Origin of the sequence: Pseudomonas argentinensis, from assembly GCF_001839655.2 — a bacterium.
In the GTDB taxonomy this organism is placed as follows: Bacteria; Pseudomonadota; Gammaproteobacteria; order Pseudomonadales; family Pseudomonadaceae; genus Aquipseudomonas; species Aquipseudomonas argentinensis_B.
On sequence record NZ_CP056087.1, the window covers coordinates 4,361,521 to 4,379,365 of the forward strand.

17 protein-coding genes and 1 pseudogene are annotated in these 17,845 nt (G+C 65.6%); 6 read left to right on the plus strand and 12 right to left on the minus strand.

Annotated features, from left to right (window positions below):
• Positions 1-201 precede the first annotated feature (201 nt).
• Entirely contained in the window at positions 202-666 is a 465-nt protein-coding gene (locus SA190iCDA_RS19715) for a hypothetical protein (protein WP_070885717.1), read from the plus strand.
• Between the two features lie 51 nt (positions 667-717).
• On the opposite strand, the gene SA190iCDA_RS19720 is transcribed toward SA190iCDA_RS19715, so the two are convergent.
• The 5 genes from SA190iCDA_RS19720 to SA190iCDA_RS19740 form a co-directional block, all read right to left on the minus strand.
• A complete protein-coding gene (locus SA190iCDA_RS19720; RefSeq protein ID WP_070885718.1) occupies positions 718-1,812 on the minus strand; it encodes a hypothetical protein in 1,095 nt (364 codons plus the stop codon).
• Positions 1,809-2,795 carry a hypothetical protein gene (locus SA190iCDA_RS19725; RefSeq protein ID WP_070885719.1) on the minus strand — a complete coding sequence of 329 codons (987 nt, stop codon included), beginning with the start codon at positions 2,793-2,795 and terminating at the stop codon, positions 1,809-1,811. The genes SA190iCDA_RS19720 and SA190iCDA_RS19725 overlap by 4 nt, the downstream gene beginning before the upstream one ends.
• A gap of 107 nt (positions 2,796-2,902) precedes the next feature.
• Positions 2,903-3,895: an aldo/keto reductase gene (locus SA190iCDA_RS19730; RefSeq protein ID WP_070885720.1), complete on the minus strand. Its 993-nt coding sequence runs from the start codon at positions 3,893-3,895 to the stop codon at positions 2,903-2,905.
• Positions 3,896-3,937: 42 nt separating this feature from the next.
• Complete coding sequence (locus SA190iCDA_RS19735) at positions 3,938-4,393, minus strand: MaoC family dehydratase (RefSeq protein ID WP_070885721.1); 456 nt, start codon at positions 4,391-4,393, stop codon at positions 3,938-3,940.
• A 44-nt stretch (positions 4,394-4,437) separates the two neighbouring features.
• Complete coding sequence (locus tag SA190iCDA_RS19740) at positions 4,438-4,992, minus strand: TetR/AcrR family transcriptional regulator (RefSeq protein WP_070885722.1); 555 nt, start codon at positions 4,990-4,992, stop codon at positions 4,438-4,440.
• A gap of 303 nt (positions 4,993-5,295) precedes the next feature.
• Here SA190iCDA_RS19740 and SA190iCDA_RS19745 point away from each other — a divergent pair, with 303 nt between their 5' ends.
• Positions 5,296-6,399: an NADH:flavin oxidoreductase gene (locus tag SA190iCDA_RS19745; protein WP_070885723.1), complete on the plus strand. Its 1,104-nt coding sequence runs from the start codon at positions 5,296-5,298 to the stop codon at positions 6,397-6,399.
• A gap of 86 nt (positions 6,400-6,485) precedes the next feature.
• Here SA190iCDA_RS19745 and SA190iCDA_RS19750 read toward each other — a convergent pair whose 3' ends face one another.
• The 3 genes from SA190iCDA_RS19750 to SA190iCDA_RS19760 all read right to left on the minus strand — a co-directional run bounded on the left by SA190iCDA_RS19750 (position 6,486) and on the right by SA190iCDA_RS19760 (position 9,142).
• Positions 6,486-7,025 carry a thioesterase family protein gene (locus tag SA190iCDA_RS19750; RefSeq protein ID WP_070885724.1) on the minus strand — a complete coding sequence of 180 codons (540 nt, stop codon included), beginning with the start codon at positions 7,023-7,025 and terminating at the stop codon, positions 6,486-6,488.
• Between the two features lie 122 nt (positions 7,026-7,147).
• Positions 7,148-7,447 (minus strand): hypothetical protein, encoded by a 300-nt coding sequence (locus SA190iCDA_RS19755; RefSeq protein ID WP_070885725.1) that lies wholly within the window; start codon positions 7,445-7,447, stop codon positions 7,148-7,150.
• 90 nt (positions 7,448-7,537) lie between these two features.
• Positions 7,538-9,142, minus strand: coding sequence for a histidine kinase famiy protein (locus SA190iCDA_RS19760; protein ID WP_070885726.1), 1,605 nt, complete (start codon positions 9,140-9,142; stop codon positions 7,538-7,540).
• A 240-nt stretch (positions 9,143-9,382) separates the two neighbouring features.
• Between SA190iCDA_RS19760 and SA190iCDA_RS19765 the strand changes: the two genes are divergently transcribed.
• Positions 9,383-12,142 (plus strand): PAS domain-containing protein, encoded by a 2,760-nt coding sequence (locus tag SA190iCDA_RS19765; RefSeq protein ID WP_070885785.1) that lies wholly within the window; start codon positions 9,383-9,385, stop codon positions 12,140-12,142.
• A gap of 19 nt (positions 12,143-12,161) precedes the next feature.
• Here SA190iCDA_RS19765 and SA190iCDA_RS19770 read toward each other — a convergent pair whose 3' ends face one another.
• Positions 12,162-12,599: a hemerythrin domain-containing protein gene (locus SA190iCDA_RS19770; protein WP_070885727.1), complete on the minus strand. Its 438-nt coding sequence runs from the start codon at positions 12,597-12,599 to the stop codon at positions 12,162-12,164.
• A gap of 444 nt (positions 12,600-13,043) precedes the next feature.
• On the opposite strand from SA190iCDA_RS19770, the gene SA190iCDA_RS19775 reads away from it, so the two are divergent.
• A complete protein-coding gene (locus SA190iCDA_RS19775; RefSeq protein WP_070885728.1) occupies positions 13,044-13,559 on the plus strand; it encodes a hypothetical protein in 516 nt (171 codons plus the stop codon).
• On the opposite strand, the gene SA190iCDA_RS19780 is transcribed toward SA190iCDA_RS19775, so the two are convergent.
• The 3 genes and pseudogenes from SA190iCDA_RS19780 to SA190iCDA_RS19790 all read right to left on the minus strand — a co-directional run bounded on the left by SA190iCDA_RS19780 (position 13,499) and on the right by SA190iCDA_RS19790 (position 15,910).
• Entirely contained in the window at positions 13,499-14,656 is a 1,158-nt protein-coding gene (locus tag SA190iCDA_RS19780; protein WP_070885729.1) for a phospholipase D-like domain-containing protein, read from the minus strand. The two genes, SA190iCDA_RS19775 and SA190iCDA_RS19780, sit on opposite strands and share 61 nt — an antisense overlap.
• A 105-nt stretch (positions 14,657-14,761) precedes the next feature.
• Positions 14,762-15,537 (minus strand): annotated as a pseudogene (locus SA190iCDA_RS19785) (MBL fold metallo-hydrolase).
• Between the two features lie 88 nt (positions 15,538-15,625).
• The gene (locus SA190iCDA_RS19790) at positions 15,626-15,910 is read right to left on the minus strand and encodes a hypothetical protein (protein ID WP_070885730.1); all 285 of its coding nucleotides are present in this window, start codon (positions 15,908-15,910) and stop codon (positions 15,626-15,628) included.
• A 237-nt stretch (positions 15,911-16,147) separates the two neighbouring features.
• Between SA190iCDA_RS19790 and olsB the strand changes: the two genes are divergently transcribed.
• Positions 16,148-16,906 carry an L-ornithine N(alpha)-acyltransferase gene (gene olsB / locus SA190iCDA_RS19795; RefSeq protein WP_070885731.1) on the plus strand — a complete coding sequence of 253 codons (759 nt, stop codon included), beginning with the start codon at positions 16,148-16,150 and terminating at the stop codon, positions 16,904-16,906.
• Positions 16,907-17,002: 96 nt separating this feature from the next.
• Positions 17,003-17,773: a lysophospholipid acyltransferase family protein gene (locus SA190iCDA_RS19800; protein WP_070885732.1), complete on the plus strand. Its 771-nt coding sequence runs from the start codon at positions 17,003-17,005 to the stop codon at positions 17,771-17,773.
• Positions 17,774-17,845: the final 72 nt, after the last annotated feature.

Genomic DNA, 17,845 nt, shown 5'->3' on the forward strand with positions numbered 1-17,845 from the left:
TCTGCAGCAAGCAGCACGCCGGGCAGATGCCCAGCGTACTGCGCTGCTTTGGTTCGCCAGCTGTGAAAGCCTGTGAATTCTTCAGCTAGTTGCGAATTGTCGTGAAGGCACTGCCCTCTACCCTGCTCCCTGCTGATAACGTCCATGGCGCGGGCGATAACGCCTGCCACAAGCCGTTCATCCACTGAGGGAGCAGAGCCGATGTCCACGACCGTTTCACCTACCGGCGGTAACCCGAATACTCCAAGTTCGTCGACTTCGGCTTTCGATGCCAAGTTGGACATCGCCAGGTCCAGCAAGACCATTGCCGACTACATGCGCCAGAACGGCAAGCAGGCGATCACCAAGCAGGAGGTGTCGCAGCTGGCCAACGACACCTCGGGCAAGGTGCCGAGCGATGTGGTCGAGGCGGCCAAGTACATGCAGCGTCACCCTGACGTATTCACCGCCATCGAGACCCACGACGTGGCCGGTGCCGATGAGCTGTCCGGGGTGTGGAACTTCGACTGGGCCGCCAGCGGCGGATTGAAAGGCACGCCGACCGAAGCGATCGCCAGGATGCAGGACACCTTCGATTACGCCATTGCCAAATCGGCGCAGATCACCGAGATCACCACGGCCAGCAAAGCAGAGCTGGACTCGACCAAGCAACGTCCGAGCAACTGAGCATCCAGGCGCCGCAACGGCGCCCACGTCGGCGTTACTCTTAGCAGCCCGCTACGGGTCGAGCCGGCGCCGCAGCCACGAAAACGGTGCCAGCGCCCAGAACAGCACATAGGCCAGCGCCCGCGTGCACACTCGCGCCAGCAACGGTGCCGGCCGCCAGTGCGGTTCGGGAACGAAAGTGCCGGCCGGGCGAAAGTGTGCCAGCGGGCGGGTCAGAAAACCTTGCCAGAGACCTTCCCGCGATATCGCCACGCCGAGGTTTTCAGGGACGAAGAACCCCGAGTGGCCGTACTCGTCGGTGCGCACGTTGAGCGTCGAGGCGGCCAGATAGCCGACCTTGCCGCCCGGCCCGGCACCGGGAATGGCGTACTGCGCCAGGGGCACGGCGCGGTCCCGGCCGCCGACATGGTTGAGCACGGCCTCGACGCGCCCCTGCTCGATCAACCGATCCCAGTCGAAATCCGGACGCACGATGCTTGCCGCGGTGATGATGCGACCGAACCTCAGGTCAGCGAACTCCGGGTTCTCCAGCACCCGCGACAGCAGCAGCGTACCGAAACTGTGGGCGATGATGTCCGGCCGGTGGGGTAGCCGGCTCTTTTGCGCCTCATAGATGGCGATGCGCATGCGCTCACCCAGGCGCCGGGCGAGACGCTCGTGCAGCCAGCGGGCGAACACGTCGATGGTCGCCCAGCCGTATTTGTAGATCAGTACCGGCGCCGAATAGCTGAGCCGGTTGGCGATCTGCCAGCTGAACGCTTCCTGCCATTTGGCCCGGCTGTTCATGCCGTGGACGACGATCACCCAGCGGATATCGCGGCTGGTCTCGCCCACCAGCCGGTAGCTGGGTTCGACCTCGGGCGCTACGCCCTCCTGCTGAAAATCGGCCTGACAGAACGGGCAGACCGTATTGGCCATGCCGGCCGGCAGCAAACGCGCACAGGCCGCCATGGGGCACCGATAGGCGTCGCTGCGCACGGCAATCGAGGCACTGACAAGGCCGTCGAGAAAGGCATGCAGCGCGCCATCCCCAGGCGCAGTCTCGACCGCCTGGGCGAACTGCCCCAGGGTGAATTCCAGCTCGACGCCCTGGCCCAGACGCCGCGCGACTTCCGCCTGCCAGCGGTCTGATCGTGCAGCATTCATGGCGCGCTGTTGTACGCCCAGAGCAGCTCGACGATACGCAGCACGTCTTCACGCTTGCATTGCGCCCAGATGCGCAGCCGCCCTTCACGACCATAGACCTGCACGGCGATCCGCCGGCTGGTGCCGTGTTCCTCGGCGGCGAAATGCAGCATGCCCTGGGCCCGGTCGAACTGCCCGGTATCCACCGCCTGCAGCACCACGCGCACCGGCTCGACCGCATCGATGCCGCCGTCGGCGAGGGTCGAGGCCATTTCCACGTAGCCACCGTCGAGCTCGAAACGGGTCGAATGCACGCCCTTGCCCTTGCTAGCGGCGATCTTTACCGCCTGGTTGAGGGGGATTGGTTGCAGGGCGGCGTCCGGGCAGCCAATCGCCGCCAGGGTGAGGCGCACATCCTGAAAGACCGCCTTGTGGTCGATCTCCGGATTGCGGTGAATCAGCACCAGGCAATAAGGGTCGGCGAAGCGCCATTCGAAGCGCACCACGCTGCGGTCGAGGCGCTGCCGATAAGCGTCGAAGCGGTAATGCTCCAGCCCTTCTTCAAGGGTGAAATCCTTGGGTTTGAAGCGATTCCAGCCCGCCTTGCCCTGGTGCCAGACCATCGACAGGCCGGCATCGGATAACGCGATGTGCTTGAGGGTGAGTGCTTGTGGAAAGTCCAGGCTGGCGCTGGCGTTCAACACCCTGGCGTGAACGCCCCCTGCGATGCCGGCTGCGAGCGTGGCCGCGTCGATCTGCGGCGGTTCGATCAGATAAAGATGCTGGTCGCCCCATCCTTCGACTTCCGCCAGCCAGGCTTCGAGCTTTTCCTGGGTCAGCTCGTCGGCATCGATGGCGGCATCCAGGTTGGCAGCGAAGTCTTCCTTGGTCGCGCCGACCTTGACACTGGTGCCGCGCAACAGCTCCTTGATGAAGGCATTGCCCTGGGCAACGATGACCCGTCGCACCAGTTCCTTGAGTTGCGGCTTGCTCAGCGATTCCATGCCCTCTCCCCGACGATACACCGCGTCATGCCGGACAGTTGGCACCCGGCGCGACATAGCCATACGCCATCATACCGCGTGGAAAGGGTTTTGGCGCCGTGCCCGTGTCAGGCGACTACCTGCACGCCGGGCCGCGGTGTTCTCGCAGGCGTGGCCTCGCCAAGGGCGCTCACCGCGTCGAGCCGCGCGAGCTGCTCGGCCGACAGTTCGAGCGCCAGCGCGCCGAGGTTGTCGGTGGCCTGCGCCAGGGAGCGCGGCCCAATGATCGGCACCGAGCCGTGGCTGCCGGCCCAGGCGATGGCGACCTGGCCCGGCGTGGCGCCCAGCTCCTCGGCGACCGCCAGCACGGTATCGAGGATCTGCGTGCGCTGCGGCGAGTTCTCGGCCTGGAACACCCGGCCACCCAGGCCCTCGGCCCGGCCCTTCTCACCCTGGCGGTACTTGCCGGTGAGCATGCCACCGCCCAGCGGCGACCAGGTGACCATACCCAGCCCCAGCGCCCGGCACGCCTGGAACAGGTCGGCCTCGGGATCGCGATGTACCAGGCTGTGCTCGAACTGGGCGGCGGCGATCGGCAGCGCGTGCGTCAGCTCGGCCAGCGTGGCGATATGGGCCAGGCGCCAGGCCGGAAAGTTGGACAGCCCCGCGTAGAGGATCTTGCCGGCGCGGGCCAGGTCATCGAGCCCGCGGACCAGCTCCTCGGCCGGCGTCACGCCATCGGGGTGGTGCACCCAGTAAAGATCGATGCGGTCGGTCTTCAGGCGCTTGAGGCTGGCTTCGACAGAGGCGACCATGGCCTTGCGGCTGTTGCCGGTCACCAGGCGATTGGCGTTCGGCACCGCGCCGCTGGTGTACTTGCTGGCGAGCAGGAAATCCTCGCGGCGCCCTGCCAGCAGGGTGCCGAGCAGCGTTTCGGACTGGCCGAACTGATAGACGTCCGCCGTATCGATGAAGTTGCCACCGGCCTCGACATAGGCCTCGAACATGCTTTTGCTGGTATCCGGGTCGGCGCCGTGGCCCCACCCCGTGCCGAAGTTGCCCGCGCCCAGTGCCAACTGGGAAACCTGCAAGCCGGTATTGCCGAACGCTGCGTATTTCATGGTCTGCTCCACTGTCGTCATGCCGCCAGGCGGCTTAGGCTGTTACTGCTCGGTGCGCCGCGGCACCACCAGGTTACCCACGGAAATCTGTACCGCCTGATCGTGCTGATTCAGGGTGGTGGTGCGCAGCTTGACCAGGCCCTGGCTGGGCATGCTTTTCGAAGGCCGCACCTCCAGCACCTCCAGTTCGACCCGCAGCTCGTCGCCGGGCCGCACCGGCAGTGGCCAGCGTAGCTCATCGAAACCGGCGCCGATGATGCCGCCGGCCAGCTTCGGCTCGCAGTCCACCAGCAGGCGCATGGTCAGTGCCGCGGTGTGCCAGCCACTGGCCGCCAGCGAGCCGAACAGCGACTCGCGCGCCGCCTCGTTATCGAGATGAAAGGGCTGCGGATCGAACTCGCGGGCAAAGGCCTTGATGGCATCTTCGCCGACGCGTGCCCGGGTGGCGCCCGTGAAACGCTGCCCGGGGGCAAGGTCATCGAGGTAGTGAAGGGTCATGGCGGTCTCCCTGTACGTAGCGAATGTGCATCGGTGAGCGGGGTTCAGCGGTTGCCATCGTGCTGCAGCGAGCGGCAGGTGCTGAGGATTTCGTCGGCCAGGGGCGAGTCATCGGGGCAGGCCCGTGACAGCACGATGGCGCCGACGGCCTGGGCAAGCTGGCCGACAAGCTGGGCCCGCCCCTGCTCGCCAGTCACCTCGTCATTGCGCGCCAGCGCCGTCAGCAGGGCCTCGATGGCGTCGGCGAAAACCGTCTTGAGCGCTTCCGGCTGGCGCGCCGCGTCGCCGCCAAGTGCGGAAAGCGTGCAGCCCAGATCCCGGACATCGCGGTGCTTGCGCGTCAGGTAGCGGTCGAAGAACTGCCGCGTACTCAGATCCTGGCTGTGCTCCAGGCTTTTCGCGATGCCGCAGGCGGCAGACTCCGCCATCAGGTCGGCCTTGGAAGCGAAGTGCTTGTAGAAGCCGCCATGGGTGAAACCGGCGGCCGCCATCAGGTCCGCCACGCCCACACCGTCGTAGCCGCGTTCACGGAACAGCCGGGACGCCGTCTCCACGATCAGCACCCGGTTGGCCTGGGCCTGGGCCTTGCTCACGCGCATATCACCGCCTCTAGGTTCACGCTCGACTCAATGACATTATCACGTATAGATGTCGATCATAATCAAAAAGGACGTGAGAGAAAACATCATGAACATAATCCTTACGGCCGATGGCGGCCCATCCCGGTATTCGCGCCATGAATGACGCAGGTATCAGCGGTGCGGCGGATCTTGCAACCTGATGGAGGTGGTGGGCATATGGCGGCGCTTCGCTGTCGATTGCGGCCGGCGCGCCGCGCCCAGTCCAGCCGTTATTTGCAAGTCGCTGATCGCAGCGGCCATTCAACCCGAGATGAGGTGCTCATGCCCGATGACGTTCTGTTCAGCCCTTTCAAACTGAAAAGCCTGGATCTCGCCAACCGCATCGTCATGGCGCCGATGACCCGCAGCATGGCGCCAGAGGGTATTCCCGGCCAGGCGCATGCCGAGTACTACCGCCGCCGCGCCGAAGGCGGTGTGGGGCTGATCCTGACCGAAGGCACGGTGATCGACCGCCCGGCCTCGCGCAACATGCCGGGCATTCCCTTCTTCCACGGCGAGGCGGCCCTGGCCGGCTGGGCCGGCGTGGCCGAGGCCGTGCACGCGGCCGGTGGGCGCATCGGCCCGCAGATCTGGCACACCGGCTCGACCCGTTCGCGCGGCGAGTGGGTGCCCGATGCACCGGTCGAGAGCCCGTCCGGGCTGGTGGCGCAGGATGATCCGCGCGGCGTGGCGATGAGCCTGGAAGACATCGCCGACACCGTGGCCGCCTTTGCCAGGGCCGCTGCCGACGCCAAGCGCCTGGGCTTCGATACGGTGGAACTGCACGGCGCCCACGGTTACCTGATCGACCAGTTCTTCTGGCCCGGTACCAACACCCGCACCGATGCCTTCGGCGGCGCCACCATTGCCGAACGCTCGCGCTTCGCCGCCGAGGCGGTGCGTGCCGTACGGGCGGCGGTGGGAGCGGACTTCCCGCTGATCCTGCGAATCAGCCAGTGGAAGCAGCAGGACTACGCCGCGCGTCTGGCCACTACCCCGGAGCAGATGGGCGAATGGCTGGCGCCCCTGGTCGAGGCCGGCGTGGACATCCTGCACTGTTCGCAGCGGCGCTTCTGGGAACCGGAGTTCCCGGAACTGGACGGTGCCGAGGGCCTGAACTTCGCCGGCTGGGCGAAGAAGCTCACCGGTGCGGCGACCATCAGCGTCGGCTCGGTCGGGCTCGACGGTGACTTCTTCGGCGCCTTCGGTGGCAGGGGCTCCGGCGCGGCGGTGCTGGATAACCTGCACCTGCGCATGGAGCGCGGGGAGTTCGACCTGATCGCCGTGGGCCGGGTGCTGATCTCCGATGCCGCATGGGCCAACAAGGCCCGCAACGGCGAGCCGCTGCCAGGCTTCGACGCCGCCGACCTGGCAACGCTGGCCTGACCGCGGGCGTCCCCAGGGCCGCTCTGCCCATCGGCGCATGGCCACAATCCATGCGCCTGAGCGCCTGGCCCGATGTATCGCCTGCGCTACTGCTCCTCAGCCCGCAGTTGACCGCTCAGCCGGTCGCAGCTGTCGGACCAGTCGCTCAGCCAGTCCGGTAACGGCGGCGACTGCGCCGGCAGGCCGAGCTCGCCGGCAAAATCGCCGGGCGGAACATTGCCCTGCCGCCCGCGAAACAGGCCGCGCATGATCACCACCCCGGCCACCCGCCCATCCTTGACGAAGCGGTGCTCCATAAAGCTCCACTTGTCGTCCCAGCCCAACATGCGGGTATGGATCTCGAAGGAATCGAACAGCCTCAGCTCGCGACGAAACTTGCCCCATACATCACCGACGATTGGCAGTGCACGTTGCCGCAGCGCCACCCGGAACGCGCCGCTGCGCAGCACGTAATCCATGCGCCCGATATCGGCAAGGGTGAAGTAGCGACCATTGGTGACGTGCCGGTTGAGGTCCAGATCCAGCGGCCATACCCGCATGCGCACCACGGTGGTGTCGAATGCCGAAACGGGGCGGCGCCAGGGGCGGCGCAGGAGCATCAGGAAAAGGCGAAACCAGAGATTCATGGAGCGACGGCCTGTGCCAGCGAAAGGGCTCCACTCTATACAGCGTGCCTGCCAATGCGGTAGCTGCGAAACAGCCGTTTATGAGGGGATTTTTGCAGGCCTTCGGCAGGCAGACGGCAGGCTCAGCGGTGACGAGCGGGGTCGGAATCTCTGGAGAAGGGATCGGTGGACATCGAAACGGTCTGGCCGTCGAGCTCAAGCAAGCGCTTGACCTGGGCGATAAAGTCCAGCATCACCGCTTGTACAAGGGCGCCGTTACCCAGTTGCGACGTACTCAGGTACCGTTGCCCTAGGCATTGCCCACTGCTGGACATCGCCTTGAAGCAGATGCCGGTGGATCCTCGTTCGAGTTCGAGCTGGCAGCCGGTTTCCGTCATGAATCTGCTGATGTATTTGTCCATACCCTTGTGAGGCGTATACATGCAGAACAGTTCGTATAGTCTTCCGACCACTCGTCAGCGTGCACCAAAAGGCACCACGACCAGCCGTGCCAGCCCCCGTCGCAATATGTTTCAGCCCACCCCGGTAGGCCCGTCGATCACCTGACGCACCTTGCGCGCCAGCTCGTTGGGCACGTACGGCTTGGAGATCACCTCGAACTCGCTGCCACCGGCATCGGTGCGCTCCAGCGAGTTCTCCGCATAACCGGTGGTCAACAACACCTTGAGCTCCGGTTTGCGACGCCGCGCCTCGCGGGCCAGCATCACGCCGTTCATGCCGCCGGGCATGATCAGGTCGGTGAACAGCAGGTCGTAGTCAGCCACGTCCAGGCGCAGCAGGGCTTCCCGGGCATTGAGGGCAATGTCGGCGACATAACCGTAATCCTCGAGCACCATGCGGGCGAGGTCGGCCACGTCCGGGCGGTCCTCGACCACCAGCACGCGCTCGGTGCCGTTGCGCTCGTTGGTGCGCTCCTTCGCCGGGCTGTGGATCACCTGGCTGTCGTCGGCCGGGAAGTACAGGCGCAGCGTGGTACCGACACCCTCTTCGGAGTAGATGCGCACGGTGCCGCCGGATTGCTTGACGAAACCGTAGACCATCGACAGCCCCAGTCCGGAGCCCTTGCCTTCGTCCTTGGTGGTGAAGAACGGGTCCATGACCCGGCTGCTCACGCTGGCGGACATGCCCACGCCGTTGTCGGTAATGGCCAGGCTGACGTAGCGTCCAGGCAGCAGCCCGTCGTAGGACATGCTGCCCAGGTCCTCGACCGTCACGTTCTTGGTCTCGATATGCACCACCGGTTGCTCGCGCCCTTCCAGCGCATCGCGGGCATTGATCAGAATATTGAGAAATGCCACCTCGGCCTGGGTCGGATCGATTCGGCAGTTCCACAGGGTCTTGTCGAGGGTCAGGCGCAGGTTCGCATGGCCCAGGGTGCGTTCGCCCAATTCCTGGAAGCCACCGATCAGCCCGTTGAGGTTGAGCACCCGGCCTTCGAGTTTCTGCTTGCGCGAGAACGCCAGCAGCTGCTGAGTGAGCGTGGCGGCGCGGTCGGCGGCATTGCGGGCATTGTTCACGCAGCGCAGGATGCGATCCTGATCGTATTCGGGCTTGCGCGCCGTGCGTTCGAGCACTTCCAGGTAACCGATCATCACCTGCAGCAGGTTGTTGAAGTCGTGGGCGATGCCACCGGTCAACTGGCCCAGCGCCTCCATCTTCTGCGCCTGGCGCAGGCCTTCCTCGGCATCGCGACGGCGACTGATGTCCAGCTGCGAGGCGAAGAAATAGATCAGCTCGCCGGCATCGTTGTAGACCGGCGAGATGAACAGCGCATTCCAGAAGGTCGAGCCGTCCTTGCGGTAGTTGATCAGCTCGACCGAGACTTCCCGGCGCGCGGCGATCGCCTCGCGTATCTGGGCAACCACCGAGCGGTCGGTTTCCGGGCCCTGCAGGAAACGGCAGTTCTGGCCGGCTATCTCTTCCAACTCGTAGCCGGTCATTTCCAGAAAGGCATTGTTGGCGAAGATGATCGGATTGTCGGGCCGATTGGGATCGGTGACGATCATCGGCATGCGGGTGGTTTCCACCGCGGCGAAGAAGATGTTCTTGCCCAAGCCGGAAATATCGCCCGAAGAGGCGTTGTCGACCCGAAAACCCTGCTTGCCACCTGTCGGCATTGGCTTACCTATAGCGCTGCTGGCGGAACCGAATGGTGGCCCCTGTTCTGAGTTCGAGCAGCGAAGCGGCAAGAAGTTCTACAGCGAACACGCGCTGTACAACTCTGTATCAGGTGGCGATGGCTTATCGCAAGAATTATCAATGACCGCTGACAATCGGCGCAGAAGGCACTGTGTACCCGATGCCCGCTAATGGCACACTTGCAGCCTGAACCGCACTACCAGGGCAAGGTTTCTCCCGTGCCATCCATCCTCGACGATTTCGACTGGGCCACTACACCGCTGGGCGCGCAAGACCGCTGGCCTGCCGAGCTGCGCACCACCTGCGCCATCATGCGCACCAGCAGTTTCGCCATGTGTGCGGCCTGGGGGCCTGCGCGGACCCTGATCTACAACGATGCCTATATTGCCCTGCTTGGTGAGCGCCACCCGGCGGCACTGGGGCGTCCGATCGAAGAGGTCTGGCCTGGCGTCGGCCCGCTGGTCGACCAGGTACTGACGGGCAAACCCGTGCACCAGCAGAACATGCACCTGCTGATCACCCGCAATGGCTATCCCGAAGACAGCTACTGGACCTTCTCCTACAGCCCGCTGAGCGACGCCAGCGGAGCGATTGCCGGCTTTCTCAACGTAGCCATCGAAACCACCCAGGTGGTGACCATCGAGCAGCCGGCCATCGCCAACGCCGAAAGGGTGCAGCTGGCGCTGGCCGCCGGCGCGATCATCGGCACCTGGTTCTGGGACCTGCCGACCAACCAGTTCACCGTCGATGAAGCCTTCGCCCGCAGCTTTGGCCTCGACCCGGCGCTGGGCCGCCGGGGCCTCAGCCTGCAACAGGTGGTGGCGACGGTGCACCCCGAGGATATCGACAGCCTGCATGCCGCCATCAACGAAGCGATTGCCCGGGGTGGCCCCTATGCCCACCAGTACCGCGTGCGCCGCGCCGACGGCCATTACTACTGGCTGGAGGCCAACGGCCGCGTGGAACTGGCCGCCGACGGCACGGGCCTGAGCTTTCCCGGCGTGCTGATCAACGTCGAAGAGCGGCGCGCCATCGAAGGCGAACGCGACCGTGCCATGGCGCGGGTCATGGCGCTCAATGCCGAACTGGAACAGAAGGTCATCGCCCAGACCTTCGAACGGGGCCGCACCTGGCAGATCACCCCCGACCTGCTCGGCGTGCTCAACCACGATGGCTACTTCGAAGCCACCAACCCAGCCTGGCAGGCCACCCTGGGCTGGAGCGAGGAAGAGCTGGCAAGCGTGCACTTTCTCGAATTCGTCCACCCCAAGGATCAGCCCGGTACGCAAAACGTATGGCTGAAATTCAAGGAGGCCGGCGAGCCGGCGCTGGGCCTGGAACATCGTTTCCGCTGCCGCAACGGCGAATGGCGCTGGCTGTCCTGGGTGGCCGTGCCCGATGGCCGCAAGACCTATTGCTCGGCGCGCGACATCACCCGCGAGAAACTCAACCGCGCCGAGCTGCGCAAGCGCACCGCCGAGCGCGACCGCCTGTGGGAGAGTACCAACGACCTGATGGGCTCGGCAGGCCTGGACGGTTACTTCAAGACCATCAACCCGGCCTGGACCCAGTTGCTCGGCTGGGACGCGGAAAAGCTGCTGAGCATGCCGTTTCTCGAGGTGGTGGTCGAAGACGACCGGGCCGACGTGCTCGGCCTCCTGGAGCGCCTGGGCAACGGCGAGAAGGTCAGCGGTTTCACCAGCCGCCTGCGCAGCAAGAGCGGCGAGACGCGCTCGTTCATGTGGACCGCCGCGCCGGATCCGTCTGGGCGGATTTTCCATTTCGTCGGCCGCGACGTCACCGCCCAGCACATGGCCGAGGAATCCCTGCGCCAGTCCCAGAAGATGGAAGCTATCGGCCAGCTGACCGGTGGTCTGGCCCATGACTTCAATAACCTGCTGGCGGGCATTTCCGGCGCGCTGGAGTTGATGCACCTGCGTATCGAGCAGGGCCGCTTCCATGAACTCGGGCGGTACATGGGCGCGGCGGAAACCGCCACCCGCCGTGCCGCGGCGCTGACCCACCGACTACTGGCCTTCTCGCGCCGGCAGACCCTGCTACCCAAGCCCACCGATGCCAATCAGCTGATCGCCGGCATGCTGGAATTGATCCAGCGCACCGTTGGCCCCGGCATCCGCCTGGAAAGCGATCTGCAGGCCGACCTGTGGACGGCCCTGGTGGACGCCTCGCAGCTGGAAAACACCCTGCTCAACCTGTGTATCAATGCCCGTGACGCCATGCCCAAGGGCGGTGTGATCAAGACCGCCACCCGCAACCTGCACATCGATGCCACCCAGGCCGCGGCGCTCAACCTGGCCGAGGGGCCGTACCTGAGCCTGGCGGTCAGTGACGAAGGCGTGGGCATGCCGGCGCAGATCGTCGCCCGCGCGGTGGAGCCGTTCTTCACCACCAAGCCAATCGGCGAAGGCACCGGCCTTGGGCTGTCCATGGCCTACGGTTTCGCCAAGCAGTCGGGCGGGCAGATGCGCATCGTCTCGGTGGTCGGCGAAGGCACGGTGGTCACCCTGTACCTGCCCCGCCATAGCGGCAACCCGCAAAGCGAGGTCCGGCCCGACAGCACGGCCGCTCTTCAACCCGCTACAGAACGGCAAGGCAAGACCGTGCTGGTGGTCGACGACGAACCGACGATCCGCCTGCTGGTGACCGATGTGCTGGAAGAGTTGGGCCTCAGGGTGATCGAGGCCGGCGACAGCGCAGCCGGCATCGGCCTGTTGCACTCCGACGCCGCCATCGACCTGTTGATCAGTGACGTGGGCCTGCCCGGCGGCATGAACGGCCGGCAGATGGCCGACGCCGGACGCCTGGTCAGGCCGGCCATGCCGGTGCTGCTGATAACCGGCTATGCGGAGAACTCGCTGCTCACCGACGGGCAGCTGGCGCCCGGTATCACCGTGCTGACCAAACCGTTCACCCTCGATGCCCTGGCCTCGCGGGTGCGTGAACTGCTCGCCGACTGACCGCCAAGCTGGGCACCGGTCAGTCCAGTGCGTCCTCGTAGTCCTTCACGTACTGGGTGGCCAGCGTGGTTTTCTGCTGGTCGGTGAGCATCTTGCCGGCCTGCTGGAAGAAGGTGTGCTCTTCGTCTTCCAGATGATGGAAGATCTTGTCCTTGAGCTTGCGCGCCGTGGCGATCCACGACGGGCTGGAAGGGTCGGTGTCTTCCAGGGTTTCCAGCAACTCGTCCATTTCATGGTGCTCGGCCACACCATGGCGGGACAGATCGACCCCGGCGTCGTGTTTCATCAGCGGTGAATAGAAGAACCGTTCCTCGGCCCGGGCATGGGCCAGCAGTTCGTCCTTCAGCTCGCTGTAATAACGGGCCCGCTCGGGGGAATCGCCGGTGGTCGCGACCAGTGCCTCGGCCATCGCCCGCTGGCGGTCATGACTCTCGCGCAACGCTTCGAAGATCTGCATGGAACTACCTCATCGGCTAACGGCTGTGCGCGGCCTTGCAAGGCCATCTGCAGGTTGTGACCGAAGCGGCAAAACCCTGGTTCAACACTTTCAAGCGGGCGCTCCGCACTGCCCACGCGCGCCCTGCTCGATTCGCCGGCAGCGCCGCCAAGATGCCTGCCTGGTACAGCGTACAGCGCACATGCCGCCACTTTCGCGCGGTACCCGCCGATCCCCATCGCCCTGCCCCGTGCCGCACGACGAACGAAGAGCGCGTGCGCTCGCTCGAATACCTCGACATCCTCGAGGATGAGCGGGCCCAGGCACGTCACCGCGAGGCCGAGCAATCACTGCGTCACGTGCGCCGCCTGTCATCGCTGGGCATGCTGACCGCCAGCATCGTCCACGACCTCAACAACCTGCTCCAGGTGCTCAGCACCAGCCTGCAGATGGCCCACGGCGGACGTGGAGCGCTTCACGGGGATCGGCCTGCAGGCGGTGGAACAAGGCGGCAAGCTGATCCGCCAGCTGCTCGCCAACCTCCGCCAGGACGGATCGGAGCTGGAGCGCATCGATTTCAGCGAACGCCTTGGCGCCGCCCACGAGCTGCTGGCCGGTACCCTGGGCGGCCTGGGTGCCTGCAATGTCGGCGTGATGTGCGACGGGGTGCAGTTGCAGGCAGTGGTGCTCAATCTGCTCAGCAATGCCCGCGACGCCATGCGGGGCCGCGGTCAGGTGCTGATCGCCACCCACCAGGAGCAGCTGGTCGGCAACGAGCAATCGAGCGACGGCAATTACCTGGTGCTGAGCGCCCGCGACGATGGCCCGGGAGTTCGCCAACACCACGGTGATGTGCGGGTGGAAACGGCGCCAGGGGTAGGCACCACCATGCGCCTTTACCAGCGGATACCGGGGGCGAATCAGCGGCGTCGATCGAGCAGGTTGACGATCAGCCGATCCGCCCAGCCCCAGATGCGCTGACGCACGCGGGTCCAGAACGGCCGCGCCTGCCACATCTGCAGGTCGACCTCGCGGCTTTGCGGGAAATCGCGCTCGAAACTGCGCTGCACCGCCGCGGTGAAGGCGGCGTCCAGCGTTTCGACGTTGGCGTCGAGGTTGAAGCGCAGGTTCCAGTGGTCGAAGTTGCAGGAACCGACGCTGGTCCAGTCGTCCACCAGCACCATTTTCAGGTGCAGGAAGCGCGGGCGGAATTCGAAAATGCGCACGCCTGCCCTGAGCAGCCGCGGGTAGTAACGCTGCCCGGCGAAGCGCACCGGCGGGTTGTCGGTATGCCGGCCGCTGAGCAGCAGGCGCACGTCGACGCCACGGCCTGCGGCCTTGCGCAGGGCCCGGCGCACCCGCCAGGTGGGCAGGAAATAAGGCGTGGCCAACCACACTCGGTGCTGGGCGCCGTTGAGCGCGCGTACCAACGACTGCAGGATGTCGCGATGCTGGCGGGCATCGGCATAGGCTACCCGGCCCCAACCAGTGCCCGCCGCGGGCAGGTGCGGCAAGGGCTGGCGATGGGGGGTGAGATAGGGGCGCCAGGCGAAGCGCGAATTGTTGGCCTGCCACTGGCGGTCGAACAGCTGCAACCAGTCGGCTACCAGCGGTCCTTCGATTTCCACCATCACTTCATGCCAGGCGCTCTCGGGCTGACCCGGCATCCAGAAATCATCGGTCGAGCCGGTGCCGCCCACGAAGGCCAGCTGGCTGTCTACCACCAGCAGCTTGCGGTGGTCGCGGTACAGGTTGCGCACGCCACGCCGCCAGCGCAGCGGGTTGTACCAGCGCAGCTGGATGCCGGCATCGAGCATGCGTTGGCGGTCGGCGGCATTCAGCGCCTGACAGCCGAATGCGTCGAACAGACAGCGCACCGCCACCCCTCGCTCGGCCGCTTCGCACAAGGCGCGCAGCAGCGCATCGGTGCAGGCGCTGCTGCACACCAGGTACTGTTCGAGTTCGACCGTTTCACGGGCGGCGTCGATGCAGGCGATCATCCGTGGAAAGAACGCCGGGCCGTCGTCGAGCAGCGTGAACTGGTTGCCCTGGCGCCAGGGATAGACCTGACCGGGCATCAGTCACTCACACAGAGAAGGTGGGAAAAGCAGCGCATGACATCTCGGCGGCAGCGGGGAAAGCGCCACGATAGCCGGGCGCGTGCACCTTGCAAAGCGTGGCGATCAGCGCGGCAGACGGTGATCCTCGGGTCCGAGCAGGTCGAGCCCGCACTCCAGATTCTCGATCCAGTACAGAAAGGCGCTGAGCGCGCGGCCCACGAACGGCCGGCCATGCTGCGGCACGATCATCTCCACGTCCATGTCACGGACCATGGTGGCCCACAGCCGGCAGGCCTTGTTGCTGGCCATGTAGCGGCGATGAAAGCCCTAGGCACATGGGCGGCGAAATCGGTCACCGGGCCGCTGTCCTCGAGCATCGAGGCGCCCATGTCGCCGGAGAAGAGGATCCTGGTCAGCGGATCATGGAGCTGGAAGTTGCCCACCGAGTGCAGGAAATGCGCCGGCACGGCCTTGAGCGTGCAATGCGCGAGGGCGAAGAACTGGCCGCGGTCAGGCAGGGCGATGACGCGATCGAAGGTGTTGATGCCGCGGCTCAGCGCCAGGTAGTTGGCCGTCAGGTGCGGCAGAAAACGTGCCCGCAGCTTGGAACAGATGACCTGGGCCCTGGTGTGCAGCAACCATTTGCCCAGCGAAGCGATGATGTCCGGGTCCTGGTGCGAGGCGAAGATATAGGTCAGCGCCTGCACGGCAATATGCTTGGACAGCTCCATGGTCAACGGCATGTAGGTCGGGTCGCCACCCGGGTCGAGCAGCAGGTACTGGTCATGGTCGATGATCAGGAACCGGTTGGACTGCACGCCCTCGCCGCTGACCAGATCGTCGAACATCATGCAGCGATGGGTGCCGTTGTCGAACAGCACGATGGGGTCGCGGCGCATACCGGCACACTCGTCAGGCAGAGGCGCAAAGCCTAGGCAGCGGTCGCCAGGCGCGTGATGACCTGGATCAGCAAAGCCGACCGTCGGCTTACAGGCGCTGCCCGCACATGCGGCAACGCCCGCCCGCCATCACCCCGGTGCAACGCGGGCAACCGCCATTCAGGGTGCCGCGCCGCCACTGCCCGATCTGCACCAGCCGCCGTGCCGCCCAGGCCGCGCCAAGGGCCGGCAAAAGGATCATCCAGGGAAAGATCGCCCGCGCCCAGCCCGCTGCATCACCGCCCTGCCGGGAGAGGATCGCCAGCCCCATCAAGGCGACCACGCCGCCGATGATCAAGATGAAGGGCAGGCCGAGGTTTCTGATGAAGAACATACGCAGTGGGCGCTCGCAGGGTCGAGGAGCGCACATGGTAAGCAGGATGCCCCCTTGCTGCACGCGTGATTAGTGCCCTCCCCCGCGCGGTGGGCCTGTCACACAAGCATCACCGAACCTTCACAGGCGTGACACCCGCCCTCCCTAGCCTGAATGTGTTTCCTGAGATTACTCAGGTCTGCAGGCCAATCCGGTTCGTGCGCAGCGAGGCTGCCCGACCCGCAACGGAGGTAAGGCATGACCCAGAACGCCATGGCACCCGAGCGCAGCAACACTCCCCGACGCCTGCAGGCCGAGCGCCTGACCACGCCGCACGCCCTGCGCGAAGCCCAGGCCCTGCGCTTTCGCGTGTTCAGCGCCGAATTCGATGCCAAGCTCAAGGGCGCCGAGCTGGGCCTGGACATGGACGACTACGACGTGCACTGCCAGCACATCGGCGTGCGCGATCTGAACAGCGGCGAACTGGTGGCCACCACGCGCCTGCTCGACCATCAGGCAGCCGCCAGCCTGGGGCGTTTCTACAGCGAAGAGGAATTCGCCCTGCATGGCCTGCGCCACCTGCAAGGCCCGGTGCTGGAAATCGGCCGCACCTGCGTCGATGCCGCCTACCGCAACGGCGGTACCATAGCGGTGCTCTGGGCCGAGCTGGCCGAAGTGCTCAACGAAGGCGGTTACCGCTACCTGATGGGCTGCGCCAGCATCCCCATGCAGGATGGCGGCATCCAGGCCCAGGCCATCATGCAACGCCTGCGCGAACGCTACCTGTGCACCGAGAACCTGCGCGCCGAGCCGAAAACGCCGCTGCCCAGCCTGGAGATCTCGGGCAACGTGATCGCCGAGATGCCGCCACTGCTCAAGGCCTACATGCGTCTGGGCGCCAAGATCTGCGGCGAGCCCTGCTGGGACAAGGACTTCCAGGTCGCCGACGTGTTCATCCTGCTCAAGCGCGACGAGCTGTGCCCGCGCTATGCCCGGCACTTCAAGGCTGCGGTCTGAGCGGGACTTGAACGCTGCGCCCTGGCACGGTAGAAAGGCCGCGCCAGGCGCTGTCCGCTTTAGCGCCCTTCCCTCTTAGTTCCAGGCCAAAAATCCATGAACAAACTGCGTCTCTACCTGCGCCTGACCCGTCTTGCGGCAGTGCTCGGCGTCGGCGCGTTGCTGGCCGCCTCTCTGGTGCCGATAGAACGCCTGACCCGCCGTGACTTGCTGGGCCTGCGCCAGCGCCTGACTCGCTGGTTTCTCGCCCGCCTGGGTAATGCCCTGCCCTTTCGCGTCAGCGTGCAGGGGCAGATACCGCAAAAACCGATGCTGTGGCTGAGCAATCACATCTCATGGACCGACATTCCACTGCTCGGCATGCTGGCGCCGCTGTCGTTCCTGTCCAAGGCCGAGGTGCGCACCTGGCCGCTGGCCGGCTGGCTGGCCCACAAGGCCGGCACCCTGTTCATCCGCCGCGGCGCCGGTGACGGCGGCCTGCTCAACCAGCAACTGGGTCGTCACCTGAACGGCGGCCGCCACCTGCTGATCTTCCCCGAAGGCACCACCTGCGACGGCGCGGCCCTGCGCACCTTCCACGGTCGCCTGCTGAGCAGCGCCATCGAAAGCGGCGTCGACCTGCAGCCGGTCGCCATTCGCTATGTTCGCGGTGGGCAGCGCTGCGATGTGACGCCCTTTATCGGCGACGACGACATGCTCTCGCACCTGCTGCGCCTGATGAGAAGCGATGTCGCCGAGGTGGAGATCCAGCTGCTCGAGCCGATTGCCAGCAACTCGGGCAACCGCAACGACCTGGCCCGCCGCGCCCAGGCAGTGGTCAGCGAAGCGCTGTATGGGGCGCAGCCGGTGACTCAGGCTGCGGCTTAGAAGCTGTTCACGATCTTCGCTATCTGGGAATTCATCTTTCCAAGGTGCGAGGGCGATAAGGCAAATCGGATT